The organism is Nocardioides sp. CCNWLW216 (assembly GCF_037120545.1).
Classification (GTDB): Bacteria; Actinomycetota; Actinomycetes; order Propionibacteriales; family Nocardioidaceae; genus Nocardioides; species Nocardioides lianchengensis.
Genome location: NZ_JBBBBJ010000003.1, coordinates 435,345 through 459,551 on the forward strand (window position 1 = coordinate 435,345; position 24,207 = coordinate 459,551).

24 protein-coding genes are annotated in these 24,207 nt (G+C 73.0%); 15 read left to right on the top strand and 9 right to left on the bottom strand.

The genetic code is table 11. From position 1 onward, the window contains the following. The first annotated feature begins 19 nt into the window (after window positions 1-19). Together V7S47_RS09795 and V7S47_RS09800 are read left to right on the top strand one after the other, a co-directional pair. Window positions 20-772: a DeoR/GlpR family DNA-binding transcription regulator gene (locus V7S47_RS09795; protein WP_336561383.1), complete on the top strand. Its 753-nt coding sequence runs from the start codon at window positions 20-22 to the stop codon at window positions 770-772. Continuing rightward, the gene (locus V7S47_RS09800; RefSeq protein ID WP_336561384.1) at window positions 769-1,998 is read left to right on the top strand and encodes an MFS transporter; all 1,230 of its coding nucleotides are present in this window, start codon (window positions 769-771) and stop codon (window positions 1,996-1,998) included. The genes V7S47_RS09795 and V7S47_RS09800 overlap by 4 nt, the downstream gene beginning before the upstream one ends. On the opposite strand, the gene V7S47_RS09805 is transcribed toward V7S47_RS09800, so the two are convergent. The 6 genes from V7S47_RS09805 to V7S47_RS09830 are packed head-to-tail and all read right to left on the bottom strand — an operon-like array spanning window position 1,995 to window position 7,575. Further along, window positions 1,995-2,696: a response regulator transcription factor gene (locus tag V7S47_RS09805; RefSeq protein ID WP_336561385.1), complete on the bottom strand. Its 702-nt coding sequence runs from the start codon at window positions 2,694-2,696 to the stop codon at window positions 1,995-1,997. The genes V7S47_RS09800 and V7S47_RS09805 overlap by 4 nt on opposite strands. Then, window positions 2,672-3,925: a sensor histidine kinase gene (locus V7S47_RS09810; protein WP_336561386.1), complete on the bottom strand. Its 1,254-nt coding sequence runs from the start codon at window positions 3,923-3,925 to the stop codon at window positions 2,672-2,674. Before V7S47_RS09810 ends, V7S47_RS09805 begins: the two co-directional genes overlap by 25 nt. Continuing rightward, entirely contained in the window at window positions 3,922-4,902 is a 981-nt protein-coding gene (locus tag V7S47_RS09815; protein WP_336561387.1) for an acyltransferase family protein, read from the bottom strand. Before V7S47_RS09815 ends, V7S47_RS09810 begins: the two co-directional genes overlap by 4 nt. Beyond that, window positions 4,899-5,810 (bottom strand): D-alanine--D-alanine ligase family protein, encoded by a 912-nt coding sequence (locus V7S47_RS09820; RefSeq protein WP_336561388.1) that lies wholly within the window; start codon window positions 5,808-5,810, stop codon window positions 4,899-4,901. Before V7S47_RS09820 ends, V7S47_RS09815 begins: the two co-directional genes overlap by 4 nt. Beyond that, window positions 5,807-6,955, bottom strand: a complete 1,149-nt coding sequence (gene alr, locus V7S47_RS09825) for an alanine racemase (protein ID WP_336561389.1) — start codon at window positions 6,953-6,955, stop codon at window positions 5,807-5,809. The genes V7S47_RS09820 and alr overlap by 4 nt, the downstream gene beginning before the upstream one ends. After that, window positions 6,952-7,575 (bottom strand): M15 family metallopeptidase, encoded by a 624-nt coding sequence (locus V7S47_RS09830; RefSeq protein WP_336561390.1) that lies wholly within the window; start codon window positions 7,573-7,575, stop codon window positions 6,952-6,954. Before V7S47_RS09830 ends, alr begins: the two co-directional genes overlap by 4 nt. A gap of 95 nt (window positions 7,576-7,670) precedes the next feature. On the opposite strand from V7S47_RS09830, the gene V7S47_RS09835 reads away from it, so the two are divergent. From V7S47_RS09835 to V7S47_RS09845, 3 genes are read left to right on the top strand one after another with little or no spacing between them, the layout of a single operon-like run. Next, entirely contained in the window at window positions 7,671-8,552 is an 882-nt protein-coding gene (locus tag V7S47_RS09835) for an ABC transporter substrate-binding protein (protein ID WP_336561391.1), read from the top strand. Beyond that, complete coding sequence (locus V7S47_RS09840) at window positions 8,549-9,397, top strand: amino acid ABC transporter permease (RefSeq protein WP_336561392.1); 849 nt, start codon at window positions 8,549-8,551, stop codon at window positions 9,395-9,397. The genes V7S47_RS09835 and V7S47_RS09840 overlap by 4 nt, the downstream gene beginning before the upstream one ends. After that, entirely contained in the window at window positions 9,394-10,125 is a 732-nt protein-coding gene (locus V7S47_RS09845) for an amino acid ABC transporter ATP-binding protein (RefSeq protein ID WP_336561393.1), read from the top strand. The genes V7S47_RS09840 and V7S47_RS09845 overlap by 4 nt, the downstream gene beginning before the upstream one ends. 180 nt (window positions 10,126-10,305) lie before the next feature. Here the strand turns inward: V7S47_RS09845 and V7S47_RS09850 are convergent, their stop codons facing one another. Next, a complete protein-coding gene (locus V7S47_RS09850; protein ID WP_336561394.1) occupies window positions 10,306-11,274 on the bottom strand; it encodes a hypothetical protein in 969 nt (322 codons plus the stop codon). 325 nt (window positions 11,275-11,599) lie between these two features. Between V7S47_RS09850 and V7S47_RS09855 the strand changes: the two genes are divergently transcribed. The 6 genes from V7S47_RS09855 to V7S47_RS09880 all read left to right on the top strand — a co-directional run bounded on the left by V7S47_RS09855 (window position 11,600) and on the right by V7S47_RS09880 (window position 17,521). Further along, window positions 11,600-12,757, top strand: a complete 1,158-nt coding sequence (locus tag V7S47_RS09855) for a CaiB/BaiF CoA transferase family protein (RefSeq protein ID WP_336561395.1) — start codon at window positions 11,600-11,602, stop codon at window positions 12,755-12,757. Continuing rightward, entirely contained in the window at window positions 12,754-13,488 is a 735-nt protein-coding gene (locus tag V7S47_RS09860; protein WP_336561396.1) for a glutamine amidotransferase, read from the top strand. Before V7S47_RS09855 ends, V7S47_RS09860 begins: the two co-directional genes overlap by 4 nt. 32 nt (window positions 13,489-13,520) lie before the next feature. Beyond that, on the top strand, window positions 13,521-14,945 hold the full coding sequence (locus V7S47_RS09865) for a flavin-containing monooxygenase (RefSeq protein WP_336561397.1): 1,425 nt from the start codon (window positions 13,521-13,523) through the stop codon (window positions 14,943-14,945). A gap of 55 nt (window positions 14,946-15,000) precedes the next feature. Further along, window positions 15,001-15,195: a CsbD family protein gene (locus V7S47_RS09870; RefSeq protein ID WP_336561398.1), complete on the top strand. Its 195-nt coding sequence runs from the start codon at window positions 15,001-15,003 to the stop codon at window positions 15,193-15,195. A 181-nt stretch (window positions 15,196-15,376) separates the two neighbouring features. Continuing rightward, on the top strand, window positions 15,377-16,819 hold the full coding sequence (locus V7S47_RS09875) for a DEAD/DEAH box helicase (protein ID WP_336561399.1): 1,443 nt from the start codon (window positions 15,377-15,379) through the stop codon (window positions 16,817-16,819). A gap of 6 nt (window positions 16,820-16,825) precedes the next feature. After that, window positions 16,826-17,521 carry a CPBP family intramembrane glutamic endopeptidase gene (locus V7S47_RS09880; RefSeq protein WP_090851125.1) on the top strand — a complete coding sequence of 232 codons (696 nt, stop codon included), beginning with the start codon at window positions 16,826-16,828 and terminating at the stop codon, window positions 17,519-17,521. Here the strand turns inward: V7S47_RS09880 and V7S47_RS09885 are convergent. Beyond that, window positions 17,518-18,399 carry an NAD(P)H-binding protein gene (locus V7S47_RS09885; protein WP_336561400.1) on the bottom strand — a complete coding sequence of 294 codons (882 nt, stop codon included), beginning with the start codon at window positions 18,397-18,399 and terminating at the stop codon, window positions 17,518-17,520. The two genes, V7S47_RS09880 and V7S47_RS09885, sit on opposite strands and share 4 nt — an antisense overlap. Window positions 18,400-18,455: 56 nt before the next feature. Here V7S47_RS09885 and V7S47_RS09890 point away from each other — a divergent pair, with 56 nt between their 5' ends. Both V7S47_RS09890 and V7S47_RS09895 read left to right on the top strand, forming a co-directional pair. Further along, window positions 18,456-19,079 carry an alpha/beta hydrolase gene (locus V7S47_RS09890; protein ID WP_336561401.1) on the top strand — a complete coding sequence of 208 codons (624 nt, stop codon included), beginning with the start codon at window positions 18,456-18,458 and terminating at the stop codon, window positions 19,077-19,079. Continuing rightward, entirely contained in the window at window positions 19,076-19,813 is a 738-nt protein-coding gene (locus tag V7S47_RS09895) for a 2-keto-4-pentenoate hydratase (RefSeq protein ID WP_336561402.1), read from the top strand. The genes V7S47_RS09890 and V7S47_RS09895 overlap by 4 nt, the downstream gene beginning before the upstream one ends. 165 nt (window positions 19,814-19,978) lie before the next feature. Here V7S47_RS09895 and V7S47_RS09900 read toward each other — a convergent pair whose 3' ends face one another. Then, entirely contained in the window at window positions 19,979-20,680 is a 702-nt protein-coding gene (locus tag V7S47_RS09900; protein ID WP_244509247.1) for a MerR family transcriptional regulator, read from the bottom strand. A gap of 82 nt (window positions 20,681-20,762) precedes the next feature. On the opposite strand from V7S47_RS09900, the gene V7S47_RS09905 reads away from it, so the two are divergent. Next, the gene (locus V7S47_RS09905) at window positions 20,763-21,974 is read left to right on the top strand and encodes an acetyl-CoA C-acetyltransferase (protein WP_336561403.1); all 1,212 of its coding nucleotides are present in this window, start codon (window positions 20,763-20,765) and stop codon (window positions 21,972-21,974) included. Between the two features lie 11 nt (window positions 21,975-21,985). After that, window positions 21,986-24,178, top strand: a complete 2,193-nt coding sequence (locus V7S47_RS09910; protein WP_336561404.1) for a 3-hydroxyacyl-CoA dehydrogenase NAD-binding domain-containing protein — start codon at window positions 21,986-21,988, stop codon at window positions 24,176-24,178. Window positions 24,179-24,207 lie beyond the last annotated feature (29 nt).

Sequence of the window (24,207 nt, forward strand, 5' to 3'; positions counted from 1 at the left end):
TGGCGTCTAAGGTCGCGGCATGCGGACCGACGAGCGCCAGCAGGCCCTGACCGACCGGGTGCTGGCCACCGGCAGCGCCACCGTGGCCGAGCTGGTCGCCCTGGTGGGCGCCTCCGAGGCCACCGTCCGGCGCGACCTGGCCGAGCTCGACGAGCGCGGCGCCGTACGCCGGGTGCACGGCGGCGCCCGGCGACCCGGGCTGCGCGGCGTGGACGTCGTGCCGGGCGCGCAGCCGCACCCCAACGCGGCCGGCCGCGACCGCGTCGCCCACGCCGCGGCGGCCCTGCTCGCCCCCGGCGAGGCGGTGATCCTCGACAGCGGCAGCACCGGCACCGAGGTGGCCCGCAGCCTGACCGGTCCGCACCGCGTCGTCCCGCTCTCGCTCACCGTGGCCGAGGCGCTCGCCGGGCGGGACGGCCTCGACGTGACCGTGCCCGGCGGCGACCTGCGCCCCGGGTCGCTGTCCTTCGTCGGGCCGATGACCGAACGCGCACTCGCCGGGCTGCGGGTCGACACCGCCGTCGTCTCGCCCTGCGGGTTCGACCTGCGCGGCGCGACCGCCTTCGACCTGGGCGACGCGGCTGTGATGCAGGCGGCGATGCGCGCCGCCGAGCGCCGGGTGCTGGTCTGCGACGCGAGCAAGTGGGGCGGCTCCGCCTTCGCCTGGTTCGCCGACCCGGGGGAGTTCGACGTGCTGGTGACCGACCAGGTCCTCACCGCCGACGAGGCGGCCCGGCTCGACGAGCTCGGCGTCCGGGTGGTGGCGGCATGACCTCGACCGACACCCGGATCCTCCGCGCCCGGATCGCGGTGATCGCGGCCTTCGGCGTCAACGGCTTCCTGCTCGCCTCGTGGGTGGTGAGCATCCCGCAGGTCGAGGACCGGGCCGGGCTGAGCCACGCCAGCCTCGGCAGCATCCTGCTGCTGCTCGGGCTCGGCTCCTTCGTCTCCATGCAGGTCGGCGGCTGGGCCGTCGACCGGGTCGGCAGCCGGGTCGTCACGATGACGGCGGTGGCGATGCTCGCGGTCGCGGTCACGCTGCCGTCGCTCGCGACCGGTGCCGGAACGCTGGCCCTCGCCGTGCTGGCCATCGGGCTCGGCAACGGCGCGCTCGACGTGGCCATGAACTCCCACGCGGTCCAGGTCGAGCGGGCCCACGGTCGGCCGCTGATGTCCGGGTTCCACGCCTGCTGGTCGATCGGCGGGGCGATCGGCGCCGGGGTGGGGGCGATCGCGCGCGGCCAGGACGTGCCGCTCGGTCCCTACCTGGCCGGCTCGGCGATCGCCGGGGCCGCGGTCGCCGCGGTCACGCTGCCCGGCCTGCTGCCGCCGTACGACGCGGCCGCGGCCGACGAGGCCGTGGAGCCGGTGGCCGTCGTCCCTCCCGAGACGCGGCGGATCGTCGGGCTGGCCCTGCTCGCCTTCGTGCTGATGCTGGCCGAGGGCGTGGCGGCCGACTGGAGCGCGCTGCACGCCCGCGACCACCTCGACGCCGGGTCGCTGGCCGCGTTGGCCTACGCCGCCTTCGCCGTCGCGATGACCGCCGGCCGGCTGGTCGCCGACCGGGTGACCGCCCGGATCGGCGCGGTGGCCGTCGTCCGCTGGGGCGCCTTGGTCGCCGGCGCCGGGATGCTCGTCGCCGTGCTGTCGCCGGCGCTGCCGCTGACCCTGGTCGGCTGGGCGCTCTTCGGCCTCGGTCTGTCCGGCACCGTCCCGCAGATCTTCAGCGCCGCCGGCGCGATGTCGGCCGGCGGGGGCGGCGTGATCATGTCCCGCATCGTCGGCGCCGGGTACCTCGGCCTGCTCGCCGGCCCGGCGCTGATCGGCTGGCTGGCCGCCGGCACCTCGCTCACCCTCGCGCTGGTCCTGCCCGCCGCGCTCTGCGTGCTGGCGGTGCGATGGGCGGGGCTGCTACGGACTGACGGGTCTCGACACGCCGGCCGCGACTTCGTTCCTCAGTCGCGCGGCTCGCTCGACCACCAACGTCAGATCCGCTAGCGCGTCTCTGACAGCCCGTGCTGGTGCGCGAAGACGACGATCTGGACCCGGTCGCGTAGCGCCAGCTTCCGCAGGATCCCGCCCACGTGGGTCTTCACCGTCGACTCGCTGGCGAAGACCAGCCCGGCGATCTCGGTGTTGGAGAGCCCGCGGGCGACGGCGGCGAACACCTCGCGCTCCTTCTCCGTCAGCGAGAGGTACGACGCGGGCGTCGGCGCCGCCGCCTGGAACTGGCCGTCGAGCAGCGTCGAGAGGTCCTGCGGGGCGAGCACGGCGTTGCCGGCGTGCACGGTGCGGATCGCGTCGCGCAGCATCACCGGGGTGGTGTCCTTGAGCAGGAACCCGCTGGCGCCGTACCGGATGGCCGTGGCGGCGCGGTCGTCGAGGTTGAAGGTGGTCAGCACCACGACCCGCAGCGGCTTCGCCCGGCGCGAGACCCGGTCGGGCAGGAACAGCTGCCGGGTCGCCTCGACGCCGTCCATCTCGGGCATCCGCACGTCCATCAGCACCACGTCGGGCTGCAGCTCGTCGGCCAGCCGGACCGCCTCCAGGCCGTCGCCGGCCTGGCCGACGACGCTCATGCCGTCCTGGGCGTCGACGATCACCGCCACACCGGCGCGGAAGAGCTCCTGGTCGTCGACGAGCAGCACCCGGATGCCCTCGGGGTCTGCGGTCACGTCGGTCGCACCGGTATCCACGCCGTCACCGTAAACGTCGGCCCCTCGGGCTCCTCGCGCCGCCGTACGTCGAGGCGGCCGCCGATCGAGTCGAGGCGGCGGCGCATCCCCTCCAGGCCCTGGCCGGAGCCGTCGTCGACGGCGCTCAGCGGCTGGGTCTCGTCGGGGGCCGGGCTGACGTTGCGGACCTCGAGGCGCAGCTCGTGCTCCCACGACCCGTCCGGCCAGTGCCGCTCGACCCGGACCGGCGCGTCGCGGCGGCCGTGCTTGATGGCGTTGGTGAGCATCTCCTGCAGGACCCGGTAGGCGACCGTCTGCAGCTCGGGCGGCAGCGGCTGCACCTGCCCGACCTCGGTCGCGGCGACCTCGTGGCCGCTGGCCCGGACGCCCTCGATCAGGCTGTCCAGCCCGCCCGGCCGGGTCGGAGCGGGCTGCTGGGTGGTGGTCAGCACCTGGCGGACGTCCTGCAGCGAGGCCCGGGCCGAGGTCGCGATGGTCTCCATCGTCCTCTTCAGCGCCTGGGTGTCGGCGTCGGGGAGGTACTGCGCGGACTCGGCCTGGGCCAGGATCACCGCCAGCGAGTGCCCCACGACGTCGTGCACGTCGCGGGCCAGCCGGGTCTGCTGCTCACGGAGCCGGGCGATCTCCTCGGCCTGCTCGCGGTCGTGCACGGCCCGGGCGGCCTCGTCCTCGGCCACCTCCTGGGAGGCCTGCGAGGACTGCGCGCGGGCGACGTACCGCAGGGCGAGGCCGGCCAGCCACGGGACGCCGAGCAGCGACATCCCCATGATCGCCGCGGCGACCTGCCAGGCGTCGTCGTAGCTGTAGTTCTGCCGGACCAGCGTCTCCAGGCCGGCGTTCTCCGCCAGGACTCCGAGTCCGAAGAGGCCGATGTAGACGACCGTGATGGCGGCGGCGGCCGGGATCGACAGGGCGCTGAGCCACACGGTCGCCGTCGATCCCCAGCGGGCGCAGCCGAAGGCCACCACCGCGATGGCGAGCTCGACGATCATCAGGTCGACGCTCCCGGCGACCTGCAGCACGCCCATGCCCCAGACGAGCGTCAGCGCGGCGGCCGGAGCCGCCCGGCTGAGGCCGACCGCGAGGCCCATCGCCAGGGCGACGAGCACCAGGGCAGGGCGGTACGTCGTGACGTAGTCGCGGCCCGTGGCCTCCACCAGCCCGGCGACCAGGACGGCGAGCCCGAGCGCGGCGTCGGGCAGCCAGCGCTGCCACTGCTGCTCGTTCACGCGGCGACCAGGGTGCGGGCGGGGGCGAACCGCTTCTCCACCAGGTGCCAGCTGAGCAGCGCCAGCGGCACGGTCAGGGCCGCGGCGAGCAGGCCGGCGTACTCGCCGTGCGGGCGCAGCCAGAGGGTGAGCGGGTAGTTCCACAGGTAGGCGCCGTACGAGATCGTGCCGAGGGCGACCAGCGGTCGCAGGGTCGGCGCGGTCACGTCGGTCCAGTCGCGCCAGGCGAGGAGCAGCACGGCGGTGAGCAGCGCGACGGCCGGGCCGGCGACGAGGTAGGTGAGCGCATGACCCCGCAATGGAATCACGCTCAGGAGTGCCAGGCCGGCGAGCGCGGCCCCCGGCGCCCACGACGGTACGGCGAGCCGCGGCGACAGGATCCGGCTCGCCGCGCCGATCACGAAGCAGACCGCCCAGGAGGTCGGCAGCGCGTAGGCCAGATCGGGCTCGGCGTGCAGCCAGAGGACGGTCACCAGGCAGGCCGCCAGGCAGACGGCGGTCGCGGCGACCAGCAGCACCAGCACCAGCCGGCGCCGGAACGCGAGGGCGAGCAGCGCCGGCCAGATTAGGTAGAACTGCTCCTCGGTGGCCAGCGTCCACAGGTGGAAGGTCGCGCCGTCGGGGGTCAGGCGCGGGAGGTTGCCGGTCCAGGTGAGGGCGACCAGCACGTCCTTGCCCAGCGACGACCGGTCGCCGAGGGGGTCCAGCAGCAGGGTCACCAGCGCCACCCCGGCCACCACGAGCAGCAGGGCCGGCACCAGCCGGCGGGCCCGGCGTACGTAGAAGCGCCGCAGGTCGACCTGCCCGGTCCGCTGCAGCTCGCCGAGCAGCACCCCGGTGATCAGGTGGCCGGACAGCGCGAAGAACATCACCACCCCGACCACGCCGGCGCCCGGCGCGAGGTCGGGGAGGGCGTGCCGGAGCACCACCAGCCCCACGGCGATCCCTCTCAGCAGGTCCAGGCCCTGGATCCTCACGCCAGGACGTCCCGGACCAGCAGGTCGACGAGGTCGGCGTAGGCGAGGCCGGCGGCGGCGAACATCCGCGGGACCTGCGAGTGCTCGGTGAAGCCCGGCATCGTGTTGACCTCGTTGAGCACCGGACCGTCGGCGGTCCAGAAGAAGTCGACGCGGGCCACGCCGGCGCAGCCGAGGGCGTCGTACACCGCGACGGCGGCGTCCTCCAGCGCCTTGCGGTCCGGGTCCTCGAGGACGGCCGGGACCCGGAAGTCGGCGGACCCGCCGTACTTGGCGTCGAAGTCGAAGAGCCCGTCCACCACGATCTCGAGGGCGGGCGAGACGACGAGCCCGTCCCGCGTCCGCAGGACCGCGACGTCGATCTCCCGACCGACCAGGAGCTCCTCGACCAGCACGCGGTCGTCGAGCGCGAGCGCGGCGGCCAGCGCCGGCGCGAGCTCCTCGGCGGTCCGGACGAGGGAGACGCCGTGGCTGGAGCCGGCGGCGACCGGCTTGACGACGACCGGGTGCGTGAACCGGTACGCCGCGGCGGTGGCCGCCGTGAGCAGCACGCCCGGCGCCGTGGCGACGCCGACCGCGTTCGCCACCAGCTTGGTCGCCCACTTGTCCATCGCCAGCGCGCCGGCGCCGACCCCGGAGCCGACGTAGGGCACGCCGGCCAGCTCGCAGAGCGCGGCCAGGGTGCCGTCCTCGCCGAGCGGGCCGTGCACGACCGGGACCACGGCGTCGCAGCGCTGCAGCTGCGCCACGGCGGCGGGGAGGCCGCCCTCCCACTCGCCGGCCCGCCCGACGGTGAGGCGGACGACGTCGTACCGCTCCTCGAGGGCGTCCGCGACGCCGGCGGCCGAGGCCAACGAGACGTCGTGCTCGCAGCTCGCGCCGCCGCCGATGACGGCCACGCGGGTCATCGCACGCCTCGCAGCGACGACACGACGGTGCCGCGGGTGATCCGCGGCCCGAAGCCGGTGACCACCTCGTGGGGGAGGGTGTCGGACCAGGCGGCCCAGTCGGCGGGGGTCGGCTCGCCGGCGGTGCCGGGGCCGAGCACCGTCGCGGTCTCGCCGGCCAGCACCGGCTCGTCCCCGACGTCGACGACCACCTGGTCCATCGACACCCGGCCCACGACCGGGCAGCGGCGCCCGCGGAGCAGCACCTCCGCGCGCCCCGACGCGGCGCGGGGCAGGCCGTCGGCGTACCCGAGGGGGAGCAGGGCCAGCGTGGTCGCGCGCGGCGTGGTCCAGCTGTGGCCGTAGCCGACCGGCGTCCCGGCGCGGACCCGCCGGACGGACACGACCGGGGCGCTCAGGGTCATCGCCCAGGTCAGCTCGGTGCTCCCCGACGGGTCGATGCCGACCAGGCCGGCGCCCACCCGCACCGTGGTGTGGTGGCTGCGCGGATCGGTGAGAGTGGCCGCGGTCGCGGCGAGGTGCCGTACGACGGGCCGCAGCCCGGTCGCCCGGGCGGTCTCCAGGCCCCAGGCGAACCGGGTCCGACCGGTCGCGTTCGACGGGTGGCCGGGCTCGTCGGCGCAGGCCAGGTGGCCCATCACGCCCACAACTGTCAGCAGCCCGGCCTGCTCGGCCCGCCGGGCGGTGCGGCACAGGCGGGCCCACGAGGTCGGCTCCGCTCCGTCGCGGGCGAGGCCGGTGTCGAGGTGCAGGTGGACGCGGGCGCCGGGCGCCGTCCGGACGACCGCGTCGAGGTGTGCGGCGCTCGGGACGGCCAGGTCGAGATCGGCGGCCACGGCCGTGGCGAAGTCGGCGTCGACCGGGTTCAGCCAGCTCAGCACCGGCGCCCGCAGCCCGGCCTCGCGCAGGGCGAGGCCCTCGGCGATGCTCGTCACGCCCAGGCCGGTGGCGCCGTTGGCCAGCGCGGTGCGAGCGACGGTGACGGCGCCGTGCCCGAACCCGTCGGCCTTGACCACGGCCATCAGCTCGCCGGTCGCGCGAGCGGCGAGCAGGCGGGTGTTGGCCGCGATCGCGGCGGGGTCGACGACGAGCTGCGGGGCGCTCACCCGCGGGGCGGCGTACGTCGTCGCGGCCACGGCGCTCATGCCGCGACTGCCACGTCGAGCGGTCCGTACGACGCCGCCGCGGCGCCGGTCGCCAGCGCCCAGTAGCGGTCGCCGAAGCTCCAGTGCCACCACTCGGTCGGGTAGTTCACCAGCCCGGCCCCGCCCAGCACGCGCGCCATCAGGTCGCGGTGCGCCCGGGCGTCGGCGCCGATGCCGGCCGCGGCCGTGAAGCACCGGCCGTCGGACTGCTCCGGGGTCGCGTCGATCGCCGTGCCGAGGTCGAGCTCGTCCCCGCAGGCGTCGACCAGGGTCAGGTCGACGGCGGCGCCCGCGACGTGCGGCGCGACGTCGACGGGGGAGACGAACCGGCTCACCAGGCGGGCCCGCTCGGTCGCGTCGGCGTGCGGGTGGGCCGCGCGCACCTCGGCGTCGTACCGCTCGATGATGGCCCGCTGGTCGCTCACCGAGCGGTGGCCCTCGACCACTCGGAGCGTGACGCCGAGTGGGAGCGCGTGCCGGGCCGCGACCAGGCGGTCGGCGAGGCCGGCGCGCACCAGCGCCCGCGCCGGGCCGAAGCCGGCGTCGAGGCGGACCAGCGGCTCGCCGCACTCGTGGACCGGGACCGCGGCGACCCGCGGGTCGGACAGGAGGATCGTCATGCGACCACGCTCGCCGGTCCGGTGGGGACGTGACCTCCACCTCAAGTGCCGGAGGGCTGGCCCGAGGTGCCGACCTGCGGCCCTACGATTCCTCCATGCGCCTGCGTCGTACCGCCCTCGCCGTGCCCGTCCTGCTGACCCTCGCCGCCGCCTCCGCCTGCGCGCCGGTCGACGACAGCGACTCCGCCGCGGACTCCTCCGGCGACTCCGGCGCGAGCGGCGAGGCCTGCGGCGTCGACGACCTGGCGCTGAAGACGGACGGCCAGCTGACAATCGGCACCGACTCCCCGGCGTACGAGCCGTGGTTCACCGACAACGACCCCACCAACGAGAAGGGCTTCGAGTCCGCCGTGGCGTACGCCGTGGCCGACGAGCTCGGCTTCGCGAAGGACGACGTCACCTGGGTGAAGGTGCCCTTCAACACGTCGTACGCGCCGGGCGAGAAGAACTTCGACTTCGACATCAACCAGATCTCGATCTCCCCGGAGCGGGCCGAGGTCGTCGACTTCTCCGACGGCTACTACTCCGCCGCCCAGGCCGTCGTCGCGCTCAAGGGCAGCAAGGCCGCCAACGCGACCACGCTGGCCGAGCTGAAGGACCTGCGCCTCGGCGCCCAGACCGGGACCACCTCGCTCACCGCCATCCGCGACGTGATCGAGCCCGGCACCGACCCGGCCGTCTTCGAGGACACCAACGCCGCCAAGCAGGCCCTCCAGAACGACCAGATCGACGCCGTCCTCGCCGACCTGCCGACCGCGTTCTACATCTCCGCGGTCGAGATCGAGGACTCCACCATCGTCGGCCAGTTCCAGCCCGAGGTCGGCGACACCGAGGAGTTCGGCCTGCTCTTCGAGAAGGGCAGCGAGCTGGTGCCGTGCGTGAACGACGCCCTCGCCGCGCTGCGCGAGAACGGCACCCTCGACGAGATCGAGCAGGAGTGGCTCTCCGACGTCGTGGACGTGCCTGAGCTCCAGTGAGCACCTGGCAGCCCAGCGCCCGGGAGCTCGAGCGCCGGCAGGTCCGCCGGTCGCTGCGCCGGCGGTCGGTGCTGATCGCCACCGCGGTCACCGTCGCGGTCTTCGCGGCGGTGGCGGTGGGGCTGACCTCGTCGCCGGGGTGGGCCACGGTGCGCTCGACCTTCTTCGACGCGGGGGTCGCCCGGGAGACCTTCCCGGCGATCCTCGACGGCCTGTGGATCAACATCAAGCTGTTCCTGATCTGCGAGGTGTTCATCCTCGTGCTCGGTCTGGCGGTGGCGCTCGCGCGGACCGCGCGCTCGCCGTGGCTCACGCCGGCGCGGGTGCTGGCCGTGCTGTACGTCGACCTGTTCCGCGGCGTCCCGACCGTGCTGCTGGTCCTGCTGCTGGGCTTCGGCGTACCCGCCCTGGAGCTGCAGGGCCTGACCAACGACCGGTACGTCTGGGCCGGCGTCGCCCTCGTGCTCTCGTACGGCGCCTACGTCGCGGAGGTGTTCCGCTCGGGCATCGAGTCGATCCACCCCTCGCAGCTCAACAGCGCCTCCGCGCTCGGTCTCAGCCGCGCCCAGTCGATGCGGTTCGTGGTGGTACCGCAGGCCGTGCGCCGGGTCGCCCCGCCGCTGCTCAACGACTTCATCTCGCTGCAGAAGGACACCGCACTGGTCTCGATCGTGGGCGTGTTCGACGCGGTCTTCGCCGCGCGTGACTCGACCGGCTACCTCTTCAACTACACGCCGTACGTCGTGGTCGCCGCGATGTTCATCGCCATGACCATCCCCCTGGCGCGCGTGACCGACTGGCTCGGGCGCCGCGCGCTCGCGCGCGAGAGGGCGGGGGCGCTGTGACCGGGCTGCTGGAGGTCTCCGGCCTGCGGAAGTCGTACGGCGACCGCGTCGTCCTCGACGACATCGCCCTGACCGTGGCGCCGCACGACGTCGTCTGCCTGATCGGCGCGTCCGGCTCCGGCAAGTCGACCCTGCTGCGCTGCCTGAACCTGCTCGAGGAGATCGACGACGGCGTCATCCGCTTCGAGGGCCGCGAGATCTCCGACCCCCTGGTCGACCCGCGCGAGGTCCGCAAGCAGATCGGCATGGTCTTCCAGGCCTACAACCTCTTCCCGCACCTGTCGGTCCTCGACAACTGCACCCTCGCCCCGCGCCGCGTCCACGGCATCTCGCGGTCCGCGGCCGAGGCGCAGGCCCGCGAGCTGCTGACCCGCTTCGGCCTCGGCGAGCACGTCGACCAGCACCCCGACCGCCTCTCCGGCGGTCAGCAGCAGCGCGCCGCCCTGGTCCGCGCCCTCTGCACCCGCCCCCAGGTCCTGCTCCTCGACGAGATCACCGCCGCCCTCGACCCCGAGCTGGTCGGCGAGGTCCTCGCGATCGTCCGCGCCGAGGCCGCCGCCGGCATGACCATGGTCCTGGCCACCCACGAGATGGCCTTCGCCCGCGAGGTCGCCACGAAGGTCTGCTTCCTCGACCAGGGGCGGATCCTCGAGCAGGGCCCGCCCGCCGAGATCTTCTCCGACCCGCGCGAGGAGCGGACGCGGCAGTTCCTGCGGCGGGTGCTGTAGGGGCCGTCCCGCTGGGCCGGGGGGGGGGGGGGGGGTGGCGGTGCGTGCCCCCGGGGGCGGTGAGCTATCCACCGTTCTGCGCCCCCGAACGGTGGTTGACTCACCGCCCGCGCGGCGCGTCAGCGAGAAACGCCGGTACGGCGGTGTGCTGCCCACCGAATCGCCCGAGCGAACGGTGGATCACTCACCGCTGGCCGAGGAGTACGGACGCTCTCGCGGGCCGACAGCCGTCGACAGGCGGCTGAAGAGCAGGGGCCAGAGGCCGTCGAAGGTGGGCGGTGGGCCGTCGTACCCGCGGCGGACCAGTGCGCGGAAGACCTCGCCAACCAACGTGCGGGCGTGCCGGAGCTTCTCGTGGGTGACCTGGACGTAGCCGTAGCCGGCGCTCGCGTCCCGCAACACGGCGTAGCGGTCGATGTCGGAGTTGTACTGGTCGCGGTCCTCCTGGTGCTGGCTGCCCTCGTACTCGACCAGCAGCCGGTAGACGCGGTAGGCGAGATCCACGACCACCTCGACGTCCTCGTCGACCGGCACTGCCACGTTGACCTCGGGGACCGGAAGACCGGCGAACACCAGGACGGCCCGGGTCTCGGACTCCGGGAGCGACCGGGCCCGACCGTCGAGATGGTCGAGGACCCAGATCGCCTCGTTCGCCCCGTCGCGCCACAGCTGGGTTGCGGCGAGGGCACGGATCTCGTCGCGGGTGACGTGCCCGTGGCGCAGCAGCCAGTCGCCGACCTTGATCGCGTCGACCACCCGAGCCCGGGCGCAGTAGGCGAGGTAGGCGGCCGCCGGGGTCACGCCGACCTCGTCGGTCGGTGGCAGCCGCACGGTCCGGTGGAGGAAGACCTCGTGGTGCGCGAGGTGCAGGTCGCCCTCGACGACGAACCGAACGGGCAGTCGTGGCCCGAAGTCGAGGCCGAGCTGCTGGATGCGGCTGATGCCGGTCAGGCGGGCTCTGTCGGGCAGCGCGAGCCGGGCGGCGAGCACCCAGTCCTCCTCCGTCATGACATGGTCACGGTGCCGCCAGACCCGGGGAAGCACCCGCACGAAGCGACGGCCCTCGAGCATCCGGTCGCTGACCTTCAGCTCGCGGGCGGTCGCCCGGGTGAACGGACCGTGTAGCAGGAGATCGGGAAGTGCTCGCATCCGACCATCGCAGCTCGTGTGGGACAGTCGCGGGTCGGCTTGCGCGGGGCCTGTGGACGGCGTGCTCGCGGGGATGCGTTGTGGACGTGGGGTGGGCCGGCATGGTGGCGGTGAGCAGTCCACCGTTTCGCCGTCGCGGATGGTGGACAGCTCACCGCCCCCCGGGCGTGTCGCCGCAACACGCCGGTACGCCGGTGGCTGATCCACCAGTGGCCGGCCCGGAACGGTGGACTACTCACCGCTGTGCCCGGAACCGACGGCCGGCCCGCCACCACCCACCGAGACCCCCTACAAACGTGACAGTAAAACTGTCATCATCAACCGCATGACGGTAGAGCTGGGACAGGGAACCGGCCCGCTGAAGGGCGTCAAGGTCGTGGAGATCGCGGGGATCGGGCCGGGCCCGCACGCGTGCATGATCCTGGCCGACCTGGGGGCCGACATCATCCGGGTCGAGCGTCCGGGCGGGCAGCTGCTCGCCGGCGGGGCCAAGAACATCCTCAACCGCGGCCGTCCCAGCGTGGCGCTGAACCTGAAGGACCCGGAGGCGATCGCCACCATCAGGGAGCTGGTGCGGGACGCCGACGTCCTGGTCGAGGGGATGCGGCCGGGGGTGGCGGAGCGGCTCGGGATCGGTCCGGACGACTTCGCGGAGGTCAACCCGCGGCTGGTCTACGGCCGGATGACGGGCTGGGGGCAGCACGGACCGCTGGCGCACGCCGCCGGGCACGACATGAACTACGTCGCCATCACCGGCGCGCTGTTCGGCCTGGGGCAGGACAAGACCAAGCCGCACTTCCCGACCAACCTGCTCGGCGACTTCGGCGGCGGCTCGACGTACCTCGTCATCGGGATCCTGGCCGCGCTCCTCGAGGCGAAGGTCAGCGGGCAGGGGCAGGTGGTGGACGCGGCGATCGTCGACGGCACCGCCCACCTCAACGCGATGACGGCCGCGTTCGTCGGGGCCGGCACGTTCAAGGAGGAGCGCGCGGCCAACCTGCTCGACGGCGGCGCGCCGTTCTACGACCTCTACGAGACCAGCGATGGCCGGCACATGTCCGTCGGCGCGCTCGAGCCCCAGTTCTGGGCGACGTTCATCAAGCTCCTCGGCGTCGAGGACGTGGTCCCCGGCCAGTACGACCTCGACCGGTACGACGAGATGCGCCAGCTGTTCGCCGACACCTTCCGCACCCGAACCCAGGCCGAGTGGGTCGAGGTGTTCGAGGGCAGCGACGCGTGCGTGGCCGGCATCCTGCCGATGAGCGAGGCCGCGGAGCACCCGCACCTGAAGGCCCGCGGCGTCTTCGTCACCAAGGACGACACCCTGCAGCCGACGCCCGCGCCCCGCTTCTCCCGCACCGAGGCCACCCTCGGGAGCGCGCCCGCCCCGGAGGCCGGCAGCCAGACCCGGGAGGCCCTGACCGCCTGGGGCATCGCGGACGTGGATGGACTGATCGCCCGGGGGGTAGCGGTCCAGGTGTGAAGCCGTTCCTCTTCCTCGGCACCCGCGCGCAGGACCTCGCGGCCGACGGCGAGTACGACGCCGTCCTCCGCTTCACCGGTCTCGACGAGCGTGACGTACGACGGGTCCGCCTCGAGCGGGACGAGCTGGGGGAGGTCGACCTCGACGCCTGGTCGGGGATCGTGCTGGGCGGCGGTCCGTTCAACATCAGCGACCCCGAGGACGCCAAGAGCGACACCCAGCGACGCGTCGAGGCCGAGCTGCGTGCGCTCGCCGAGCGGGTGCTCGAGCGCGACTCGCCGTTCCTCGGCGCCTGCTACGGCATCGGGACCCTGGGCACCCTCCGCGGCGGCGTCGTCGACCGCACGTACGCCGAGCCGATCGGCGCGGTGACGGTCGCCCTCACCGACGCCGGCCGGGAGGACCCGCTGACCGGCGTCCTGCCGGAGACCTTCGAGGCCTTCCTCGGCCACCAGGAGGCGGTCAGCCGGCTGCCGCGAGGCGCCGTACTGCTGGGTGAGGGGGCGGGCTGCCCGGTCCAGGCCTTCCGGCTCGGGAGGAACGTCTACGCCACGCAGTTCCACCCCGAGCTCGACGTCGAGGGGATCGTGACCCGGATCCACGTCTACGCCGGATACGGCTACTTCGAGCCGGCCGACGAGCAGGTCCTCGTGGACGGCGCCCGCGCGGCGACGGTCACCGAGCCGCCACACCTGCTCCGCCGGTTCGTCGAGCTGTTCGCCGACTATTGAACATCCGTCAATAAGGCGCTTACAGTGTGGGCATGGAACACGTCGACGTCCTGATCATCGGGGCCGGGCTCTCCGGCATCGGGGCCGCCTGCCAGCTGCGCGAGCATCACCCCGACCGCAGCATCGCGGTCCTGGAGGGCCGCGCGGTGAGCGGCGGCACCTGGGACCTGTTCCGCTACCCCGGCATCCGCAGCGACTCCGACATGTTCACGTTCGGCTACCACTGGCGGCCGTGGCCCGGCGACACCGCGCTTGCCGACGGGCCGCTCATCCTCGACTACGTCCGCACCGTCGCGGCCGAGTACGGCGTCGACGCGCTGATCCGCTACGACCACCGGGTGACCCGCGCGAGCTGGGACTCCGACACCGCCCGCTGGACGGTCGAGGTCGAGGGCCGCGAGCCGATCAGCGCGAGCTTCCTGCACGCCTGCACCGGCTACTACGACTACGAGACCGGGCACGCGCCGGTCTTCCCGGGCCAGGACGACTTCCGCGGCGACGTGATCCACCCGCAGCACTGGCCCGAGGACTACGACTACGCCGGCAAGCGGGTCGTGGTGATCGGCAGCGGCGCCACCGCGATCACCCTGGTGCCCGCGATGGCCGGCACCGCCGAGCACGTCACGATGCTGCAGCGCTCGCCGACGTACGTCCTGTCCCGGCCGGGCAAGGACCCGTTCGCCACCAAGCTGGCCCGGCTGCCGCAGCGGCTGCGCTACCCGCTCGTGCGCTGGAAGAACATCCTGGTCGCGACCGGGTTCTACCAGCTCTCGCGCCGTCGTCCCGCGCTGGTCAAGAACGTGATCGGCAAGGCCCTGCATCGCCAGCTCGACGGCCACGTCGACGTCGACAAGCACTTCAAGCCGTCGTACGACCCGTGGGACCAGCGGCTCTGCTTCGTGCCGAACGGCGACCTGTTCAAAGCCTTCCGCCAGGGCACCGCGTCGGTCGTCACCGACACGATCGAGACGTTCACCGAGACCGGCATCCGACTGACCTCGGGCGAGGAGCTGGCGGCCGACCTGATCGTCACGGCGACCGGGCTGAAGCTGCTGCCGTTCGGCAAGATCGACCTCGAGGTCGACGGTGCGAAGGTCGAGCTCAGCGACACCATGGCCTACAAGGCGCTGATGCTCAGCGGCGTGCCGAACTTCGTCTACACGATCGGCTACACCAACGCCTCCTGGACGCTGAAGGCCGACCTGGTCAGCGAGTACGTCGTCCGCCTGCTGACCCACCTCGACGAGAGCGGGCAGCGCAGCGTGGTCCCGCGCAAGGACCCGTCGGTGACCGAGCGTCCGTTCATGGACTTCCAGTCCGGCTACGTCCTGCGGGCGCTCGACGGGCTGCCCAAGCAGGGTGATCGGGCGCCGTGGATGCTGAAGCAGAACTACCTCACCGACGTCCGGACCATCCGCACGGACCGGATCGACGACGGCGTCCTGGAGTTTGCCTGAGCGGGCCGTCGGTCACTGGAACGGTGACACGCAATCGACTCGAGGGAGGCCCCTGATGGGCATCGGTGACAAGATCAGCAACAAGGCCGAGGAGCTCAAGGGCCACGGCAAGGAGCACGCCGGCAAGGCGACCGACGACCCGGGCCTCGAGGCCGAAGGCAAGGCCGACCAGACCTCCGGCAAGGTCAAGAACGCCGGCGAGAAGGTCAAGGACGCCGCCAAGGATCTGAAGGACGGGCTGACGAAGTAGTCAACGTCACCCTCCGACGATGCTGGGTACGACGGGCCGCACCCCTACGCTGGGAGTGCGGCCCGTCCAGTCTTGCCTCGGGCCCGCCTCGCGCTCGTCATCATGAGCGCGCTTCTTCTGGCGAGACACCGCCACAGTGAGTGACTCTCTTTTGTCTTCGCACAACTTCGCCGACCTCGGCGTGCCCACCTCCCTCGTCGCCCTCCTCGCGGAGCGCGGCATCACCGTCCCGTCGCCCATCCAGGCGGCGACCCTTCCCGACTCCCTCGCCGGACGCGACGTCCTCGGTCGGGGCCGCACCGGCTCCGGCAAGACCTACGCGTTCCTGCTCCCGCTGGTCGCCCGGCTCCAGGCGTCCGACAAGCGCCCGCAGCCCAAGCGGCCCCGCGCGCTGATCCTGGCCCCGACCCGCGAGCTGGTCGGCCAGATCCAGGAGGCCCTCGCGCCGCTGGCCAAGTCCGCCGGCCTCTCGACGATGACCGTCTTCGGCGGCGTCGGCCAGAACCCCCAGGTCGCCGGCCTGCGCCGCGGCGCCGACATCGTGCTGGCCTGCCCCGGTCGCCTCGAGGACCTCATCGGCCAGGGCCACTGCGACCTCGGCGGCATCGAGATCACCATCCTCGACGAGGCCGACCACATGGCCGACCTCGGCTTCCTGCCCGGCGTGCGCCGGATCATGGACCGCACGCCCCGTGAGGGCCAGCGGATGCTCTTCTCGGCCACCCTCGACAACGGCGTGAACGTGCTGGTCAAGCGGTTCCTGACCAACCCGGCCACCCACGAGGCCGACTCGGCCCAGTCGCCGGTCGCCAAGATGGACCACCACGTCCTGCACGTCGCCCGCGAGCAGCGGGTGCCGGTGCTGGTCGACCTGACCAGCGCGCCCGGTCGTACGGTCGTCTTCACCCGCACCAAGCACGGCGCCAAGGCGCTGACCCGCCAGCTCAACAAGAACGGCGTCCCCGCCGTCGAGCTGCACGGCAACCTCAGCCAGGGCGCCCGTACCCGCAACATGGACGCCTTCCACGCCGGTACGGCCAGCACCCTGGTCGCCACCGACATCGCCGCTCGCGGCATCCACGTCGACGACGTGGCGCTGGTCGTCCACGCCGACCCGCCGGCCGAGCACAAGGCCTACCTGCACCGCTCGGGCCGCACGGCCCGCGCGGGTGCCGCCGGGACCGTCATCACCCTGATGACCGAGGACCAGGTCCGCGACGTGCGCGACCTGACCCGGGCGGCCGGCATCAAGCCGACCATCACCAAGGTCGACGGCCCGCGGCACCCCGTGCTCACCCAGCTCGCCCCCGGCGAGCGGGTGCTCGTCGAGGGCGGCCTCGTGGTCGACACCCCCGAGCCGCAGCAGCGGCAGCCGAAGCAGTCCCGCCCCGGCGGGGCCGGCGGCGGCGCGAACGGCGGCGGCCGCAACCGTCGCCGGCGCGGCGGCAGCGGTGGCGGCACCGGTGGCGGCACCGGTGGCGGCGGCCAGGCCGGCGGCCGGCAGTCCTCGGGCGGCGGCCAGGGTCGCAAGCCCGCGGCCAAGCGGACCCAGTCCGCCGGCGCCGCGAAGAGCGGCGGCGGATCGCGCCACAGCGCCTCGTCGTTCTCGACGGGTCGTCGCTAGGACCTCATGAGCCCGGTCGTCGCCTGGATGCGGAGGTCGTTGTGGGACGTCGTCCCGCGCGACCACCGCGACCCGCCTGAGCTGCTCCGGCGGCGTCAGCTGGTGACGGCCGGGTTCGTCGTCCTCGGGGCGGTCGTCCTCGGCTTCTCGCTCCGCATCGAGCCCGGCAGCTCGTGGTTCTACGTCTCGACCCTCGTCCTCGCCGCGGTGTGGGCGGTCGGTGCCTTCGTCTCCGGCCCGCTCCACCTCGGCCGGATCGCCCGCCGCGACCGGCTGGTCCGTCCCTGGGCGACGCCGATCGGCGTCGGTCTCGCGCTCGCGGGCGTGTTCGTGGTCGGCGCCCTCGTGGTGCGCGAGATCCCGTTCCTGGGCGACCAGGTGTCGTCGGTCCTCGACTACGCCGACCAGGGCTCGCTGCCGCTGCTGGTCGGCATCACCCTGGTCAACGGCATCGCGGAGGAGCTGTTCTTCCGCGGCGCGGCGTACGCCGCCATCCCGCGCCGACCGGTCCTGTGGACCAGCGTCGCCTACCCGATCGCCACGCTCGCGACGGGCAACCTGATGCTCTCGTTCGCGGCCGTGCTGCTCGGCGTCGTGGTCGGGCTCGAGCGCCGCGCCTCCGGCGGCATCCTGGCGCCGATCCTCACCCACATCACCTGGTCGCTGGCCATGCTGCTGGTGCTGCCCCAGGTGATCGGCTAGCTCTCCGCGACGGCCTTGCGGACCGCCTCGGCGTACGTCAGCGGCTCGCCGGGGACGACGTCGCGGATCGCGAAGTCGGTCTGGATCACCTCGGTGCCCATCGAGTCGATGAGGTTGCGCCCGGTGGTCACGTCGACGTTGGTGACGAACGAGATCCAGTACGACGACAGCTTCGGCGTCAGGACCGGGACCACGAAGATCGGCGGCTTGCGGCCGTTCATCACCTCGGCGGCCTGCTGCAGCATCTCCAGGTAGCTGACCTGGTCGGCCCCGCCGACCTCGAAGACCCGTCCCAGCGCCGCGTCGTTGCCGATGACGCCGGCCAGGTAGCGGATCACGTCCTCGAGCGCGATCGGCTGGGTGCGGGTGGTGGCCCACCTCGGCACCACCATCGCCGGCAGGTTCTTCACCAGCTGGCGGGTCATCTCCCACGAGATGCCGCCGGCGCCGACGACGATGGCGGCACGCAGCACGGTGACCGGCACCCCCGACTCCCCGAGCAGCTGCTCCACCTCGCGCCGCGAGCGCAGGTGGGCGGAGAGGTCGTCGCCGTCCTTGCCGAGCCCGCCCAGGTAGACGATCTGCTGCGTCCCGGCGGCCGCGGCGGCCAGGCCGAAGCCGCGCGCCGCGTCGGCGTCCTTGTGCTCGAAGTCGTCGTCGTCCAGCGAGTGCACCAGGTAGATCGCGACGTCGACGCCCGCGAGCGCGTCGGCGAGCGATCCGGGGTCGTGCACGTCGCCGAAGACCGGCTCGCCGGGCCCGTCGTACGTCTCCGGGTGGCGGGTCATCGCCCTCACGTCGTGACCGGCGTCGACGAGGACGGGGACCAGACGCTGGCCGACGAAGCCGGTGGCGCCCGTGACGAGAACGGAGGTCATGGTCGTGCAGTACCCACTAGGGTGTGATTGAAAGTTCAATCGCAAGGAGTCGCGCTGTGTTCGAGCCCCCCGTCGTCGCCCGGTACGGCGATCCCGACCCCGGATCGCCGCTGGTCGTGCTGCTGCACGGGCGCGGCTCGTCGGAGACCGACATCCTCGGCCTGGCCGGCCACCTGCCGAGCGGACCGGAGTACGTCGCCGTCCGCGCCCCGATCGCCGAGGGCGGCGGCTACGCGTGGTTCGCCAACCGGGGGATCGGCCGGCCGGTCGCCGAGAGCCTGGCCGCGACGACCGCCTGGTTCCGCGCGTGGCTCGACGAGGTCGCGCCCGCGGGCCGACCCGTGGTGCTGGTCGGCTTCAGCGGCGGCGCGGCGTTCGCCGGCGGCCTGCTGCTGACCGACCCGCAGCGCTGGGCCGGGGTCGCCGTCCTGCTCGGCACGCTGCCGTTCGAGGACGCCGGGATGGACGTGGGCGCGGGTCGGCTCGACGGCGTCCCGGTGCTGGTGGCCCAGGGCGACGCCGACACGGTCATCCCGCGCGAGCTGCTCGACCGGACCTGGAGCTGGCTGCACGACACGTCCGGCGCCGAGGTCACCGGCCACCGTGACCCGTCCGGGCACGGTCTCACCGCCGGGACCGTCGCGGTCCTGTCCGCCTGGCTGACCGCGCGGCTCGGATGACGCCCGCGGAAGCGGCGGTCGAGCTGCGTACGGTCCGGGCGGGGCGTCGTACCCGACGGCCGTTCACCGACGACGAGCCGGGCCTCGACGCCGCCTGGGGCCTGGCCGTGCAGGACGTCGACCGGGCGGCCCGGGTGGCCGCGGGGGAGCGGGTGGTCGGGGCCAAGCTCGGCCTGACCAGCGCCCCGAAGCAGCACACCATGGGCATCGCCGAGCCGATCGTCGGCTTCCTGACCGACGCGATGGCGTCCGTCGACCTCGCCTCGCTCGTCCAGCCGCGCGTCGAGCCGGAGATCGCGTTCACCCTCGCCCGGGACCTCGACGGTCCGCTCACCCGCACCGAGGCGGCGTCGTACGTCGGAGCCGTGCACCTCGCCCTCGAGGTCCTCGACAGCCGGTACGACGGCTACCGCTTCCGCCTGGCCGACGTGCTGGCCGACGCCACGAGCGCCGCCGGCTTCGTGCTCGGCGACCCGTTCCCGCTCTCGGACGACCTGCCCGGCCTGGCCTGCTCGTGGACTGTCGACGGGCGCACCGAGACGGTCCGCCCCGCGGCGATCCTCGGCGACCCGCTGCTCGCCCTGGTGCACCTGGCCGGCCACCTCGCGGCCCGCGGCGAGACGTTGCCCGCCGGGTCGGTCGTGCTCTGCGGGGCGATGACGGACGCCGTACCGCTGCCGGTGGAGGTGCGGCTCGACGCGCCGGGTGCGGGAGTGGTCACGCTCGGCGGCTGACAGCGACTCGGCTTCGTCGCGCGGCCCCCCCGGGGGTTGAGCAGGTCGCGCAGCGACCGTGTCGAAACCCCCGCACCCGACAAGCGACCTCGATCGAGGCGGTCGGTCGGCTCACCGGGTTCCGACACGCTCGTCGCCGGCGCTCCCCGCTGCTCAACCAGGGGGCTAGCCGCGCGAGGGTCGGATCGTCGTCGTGCGCGCCGTCCGCGCCACAGCCGACTCGTACGCCGTGACGAGTCCGCCGACCGACAGCGGCTTGAGCCGCTCCAGGACCTCCTGGAACAGCTCGGAGCTGTCGCCGTAGCGCGGGGCGAGCTTCTCGGCGATCACCGCGTGCAGCTCCTCGGCCATCTGCCGGCCGTGCTCCTGGTAGACCCGGGCGGCGGCGACGGCGACCTCGCGGGGGAAGCCGAGGTCGAGCAGGCGGACGCCGATGCTGAGCTGGGTGGCGGCGACCAGGTAGGCGTCCTCGCGGAGCCGGACGATGCCGAGCGCCTGCAGGGTCGCGACGTCGTCCTCGTCGAGGGGCCGGCCGGCCCGCTGCTCCAGCTGGGCGCGGTCCATCTCGACCGGGAGGTCGGCCTGCCAGGGGGCGAGCATGGTCCGGGCCAGGGTGATGTCCTCGGGCGCGGCGTCGGCCGGCAGCCCGGCGACGTACCGCTCGATCGCGGCCAGCGTGAAGCCGTGGCTCTGCAGCTCGCGGACCAGCTCCAGCCGGGCCACGTGGTCGCCGGAGTAGTAGCCCGACCGGCCGCGCCGGATCGGCGGCGGCACCAGGCCCTTGGTCGTGTAGAAGCGCACGTTGCGCACGCTCATCCCGACCCGGGCCGTCAGCTGGTCGAGCGTCAGCAGCTCGTCGTCGGGCACGTGATCCACCTCTCAGGTCTTGACCGTGACACCAATAGTGTCACAATCGGAGCACATCCCTCGATCACTCGCTAGGACGGTCATGGCTGAAGCATTCGTGTACGACCACCTTCGTACGCCGCGCGGCAAGGGCAAGGCAGCAGGCTCGCTGCACGAGGTGAAGCCGGTCGACCTCGTCGTCGGCCTCCTCGACGAGGTGAAGGAGCGCAACCCCGGCCTCGACCCGGCGCGCGTCGACGACGTCGTCCTCGGCGTGGTCTCGCCGATCGGCGACCAGGGCGGCGACATCGCCAAGACCGCGGCGCTGGCCGCGGGCTACCCCGACACCGTCGCGGGCGTGCAGCTCAACCGCTTCTGCGCCTCCGGCCTGGAAGCCGTCAACCAGGCCGCCTCGCGGGTCCGCGGCGGCTTCGAGGACCTGATCCTCGCCGGCGGCGTCGAGTCGATGAGCCGGGTGCCGATGGGCTCCGACGGCGGTGCCTGGGCCTCCGACCCGGCCACCGCGTTCCGCGCCGGCTTCGTGCCGCAGGGCATCGGGGCCGACCTGATCGCGACCATCGAGGGCTGGAACCGCGACGACGTCGACGCGTACGCCGCCGAGTCGCACCACCGGGCCGCCAAGGCCTGGGCCAACGGCTACTTCTCCGGCGCGATCGTGCCGGTCAAGGACATCAACGGCCTGACCGTCCTCGACACCGACGAGACGATCCGGCCCGACACCTCGCCCGAGGGCCTGGCCGGTCTGAAGCCGTCGTTCGCCGGCATCGGCGCCGACGCGGGCTTCGACGACGTGGCCCTGGAGAAGTACCACTGGATCGAGAAGATCGACCACGTCCACCACGCCGGCAACTCCTCCGGCATCGTCGACGGCGCCGCCCTCACGCTGATCGGCTCCGAGCAGGTCGGCACCGACCTGGGTCTGACCCCGCGTGCGCGGATCATCGCGACCGCGGTCTCCGGCGCCGACCCGACGATCATGCTCACCGGTCCGGCCCCCGCGGCCCGCAAGGCGCTGGCCAAGGCCGGTCTCGAGGTCGGCGACATCGACCTGTTCGAGATCAACGAGGCGTTCGCCGCGGTCGCCATGCGGTTCATGCGCGACCTCGACATCAGCCACGAGATCACCAACGTCAACGGCGGCGCGATCGCCATGGGCCACCCGCTCGGCGCCACGGGCGCGATGATCCTCGGCACGCTCATCGACGAGCTGGTCCGTCGTGACCAGCGCCGCGGCCTCGCCACGCTCTGCGTCGGCGGGGGCATGGGCATCGCCACCATCGTCGAGATCGTCTGAGGAAGAGAGCCATGACCGAGACCCAGACCCAGTCCGCCGTCCACTACGAGCGCGACGCCGACGGCATCGTGACGCTGACCCTCGACGACCCGACGTCGAGCGCGAACACGATGAACCAGCTCTACATCGACTCCATGAACGCCGCGGTCGACCGGCTGTACGCCGAGGAGGCCGACGTCACGGGCGTCGTGGTCGCCAGCGCGAAGAAGACCTTCTTCGCCGGCGGCAACCTGAAGAACATGGTCCAGGCCGGACCCGACGACGCGGCCGACGTCTTCGCCCTGGGCGAGACCGTCAAGGCGGCGCTGCGCCGGCTGGAGAAGTTCCCGAAGCCGGTCGTGGCCGCCATCAACGGCGCGGCGCTCGGCGGCGGCTACGAGATCTGCCTGGCCACCCAGCACCGCATCGCGTGGGACGGCCCCGGCGTGATCGTCGGCCTGCCCGAGTCGAGCCTGGGCCTGCTGCCCGGCGGCGGCGGCGTGACCCGCATCGTCCGCAAGTTCGGCCTCCAGGCCGGCCTGATGGACATCCTGCTCACCGGCGCCCAGTTCAAGGCGTCGGCCGCGAAGGAGAAGGGCCTGGTCGACGAGCTGGTCGCCACCCGCGAGGAGCTGGTCCCGGCCGCGAAGGCCTGGATCAAGGCCAACCCCGAGACCACGCTGAGCCCCTGGGACGCGCCCGGCTACAAGATGCCCGGCGGTACGCCGAAGTCGCCGGCCCTGGCCGGCTTCCTGCCGGCCTTCCCCGCCCTGCTGCGCAAGCAGACCAAGGGCGCGGTCTTCCCGGCCGCGCGGGCGATCCTGTCCGCGGCCGTCGAGGGCGCCCAGGTCGACTTCGACACCGCCTCGCGGATCGAGTCGCGCTACCTCACGAACCTGGTCATCAACCAGGGCTCGAAGGACATGATCCAGGCGTTCTTCTTCGACCTGCAGGCGATCAAGTCCGGCTCGCTCCGCCCCCAGGGCATCGAGCCGTGGAAGGCCACCAAGGTCGGCGTCCTGGGCGCCGGCATGATGGGCGCCGGCATCGCCTACTCCTGCGCCCGCGCCGGCATGGAGGTCGTCCTGAAGGACGTCTCCGACGAGAACGCGGCGAAGGGCAAGGCCTACTCCGAGAAGCTCAACGCCAAGGCGGTCAGCCGGGGCAAGCTGACCGAGGAGAAGTCCCAGGAGCTGCTCGACCGGATCACGCCGACCGGCGACCCGGCCGACCTGGCCGGCTGCGACCTGGTCATCGAGGCGGTCTTCGAGGACCCGTCGCTGAAGGCGAAGGTCTTCGCCGAGATCGCGCCGTACGTGAACGCGGACGCGCTGCTGTGCTCCAACACCTCGACGCTGCCGATCACCGAGCTCGCCGAGGGTGTGGACCGGCCGGCCGACTTCATCGGCCTGCACTTCTTCTCCCCCGTCGACAAGATGCCGCTGGTCGAGATCATCCGCGGCAAGGAGACCTCCGACGTCGCCCTCGCCAAGGCCTACGACGTGGTGCAGCAGATCAAGAAGACCCCGATCGTCGTCAACGACAGCCGCGGCTTCTACACCTCGCGGGTCATCGGCTTCTTCGTCAACGAGGGCCTGGCCCTGCTCGCCGAGGGCCAGCGGCCGTACTCGATCGAGCGCGCCGCGACCCAGTCCGGCTACCCGGTCGGCCCGCTGCAGCTGACCGACGAGCTCAACATGGAGCTGATGGCCAAGATCGCCAAGGCCACCCGCGACGCGGCCGAGCGCGACGGCACGCCGTACTCCGAGCACCCGGGCACCGCGGTCGTCGACACGATGATCGGCCTCGACCGCCCCTCGCGCCTGAAGGGCGCCGGCTTCTTCGAGTACGTCGACGGCAAGCGCGGCTCGATCTGGTCCGGCCTGGCCGAGCAGTTCCCGATCGCCGAGGAGCAGATCCCGTTCGTCGACATGAAGGAGCGGATGCTCTTCGCGGAGGCGCTCGAGACGGCCAAGTGCTTCGAGGAGGGCGTCATCACCTCCGCCGCCGCGGCCAACATCGGCTCGATCATGGGCATCGGCTTCCCGCCGATGACCGGCGGCGCGGCCCAGTTCATGACCGGCTACGAGGCCGCCGACGGATCCATCGGCCTGGCGGCGTTCGTGAAGCGCGCCGACGAGCTCGCGGAGACGTACGGCGAGCGGTTCCGCCCCACGTCGTACCTGCGTGACCTGGCCGAGCGGGGAGAGACCTTCCCCGCCTGATCCCGCTCCCCGCCGAGTCAGCAGAAGTC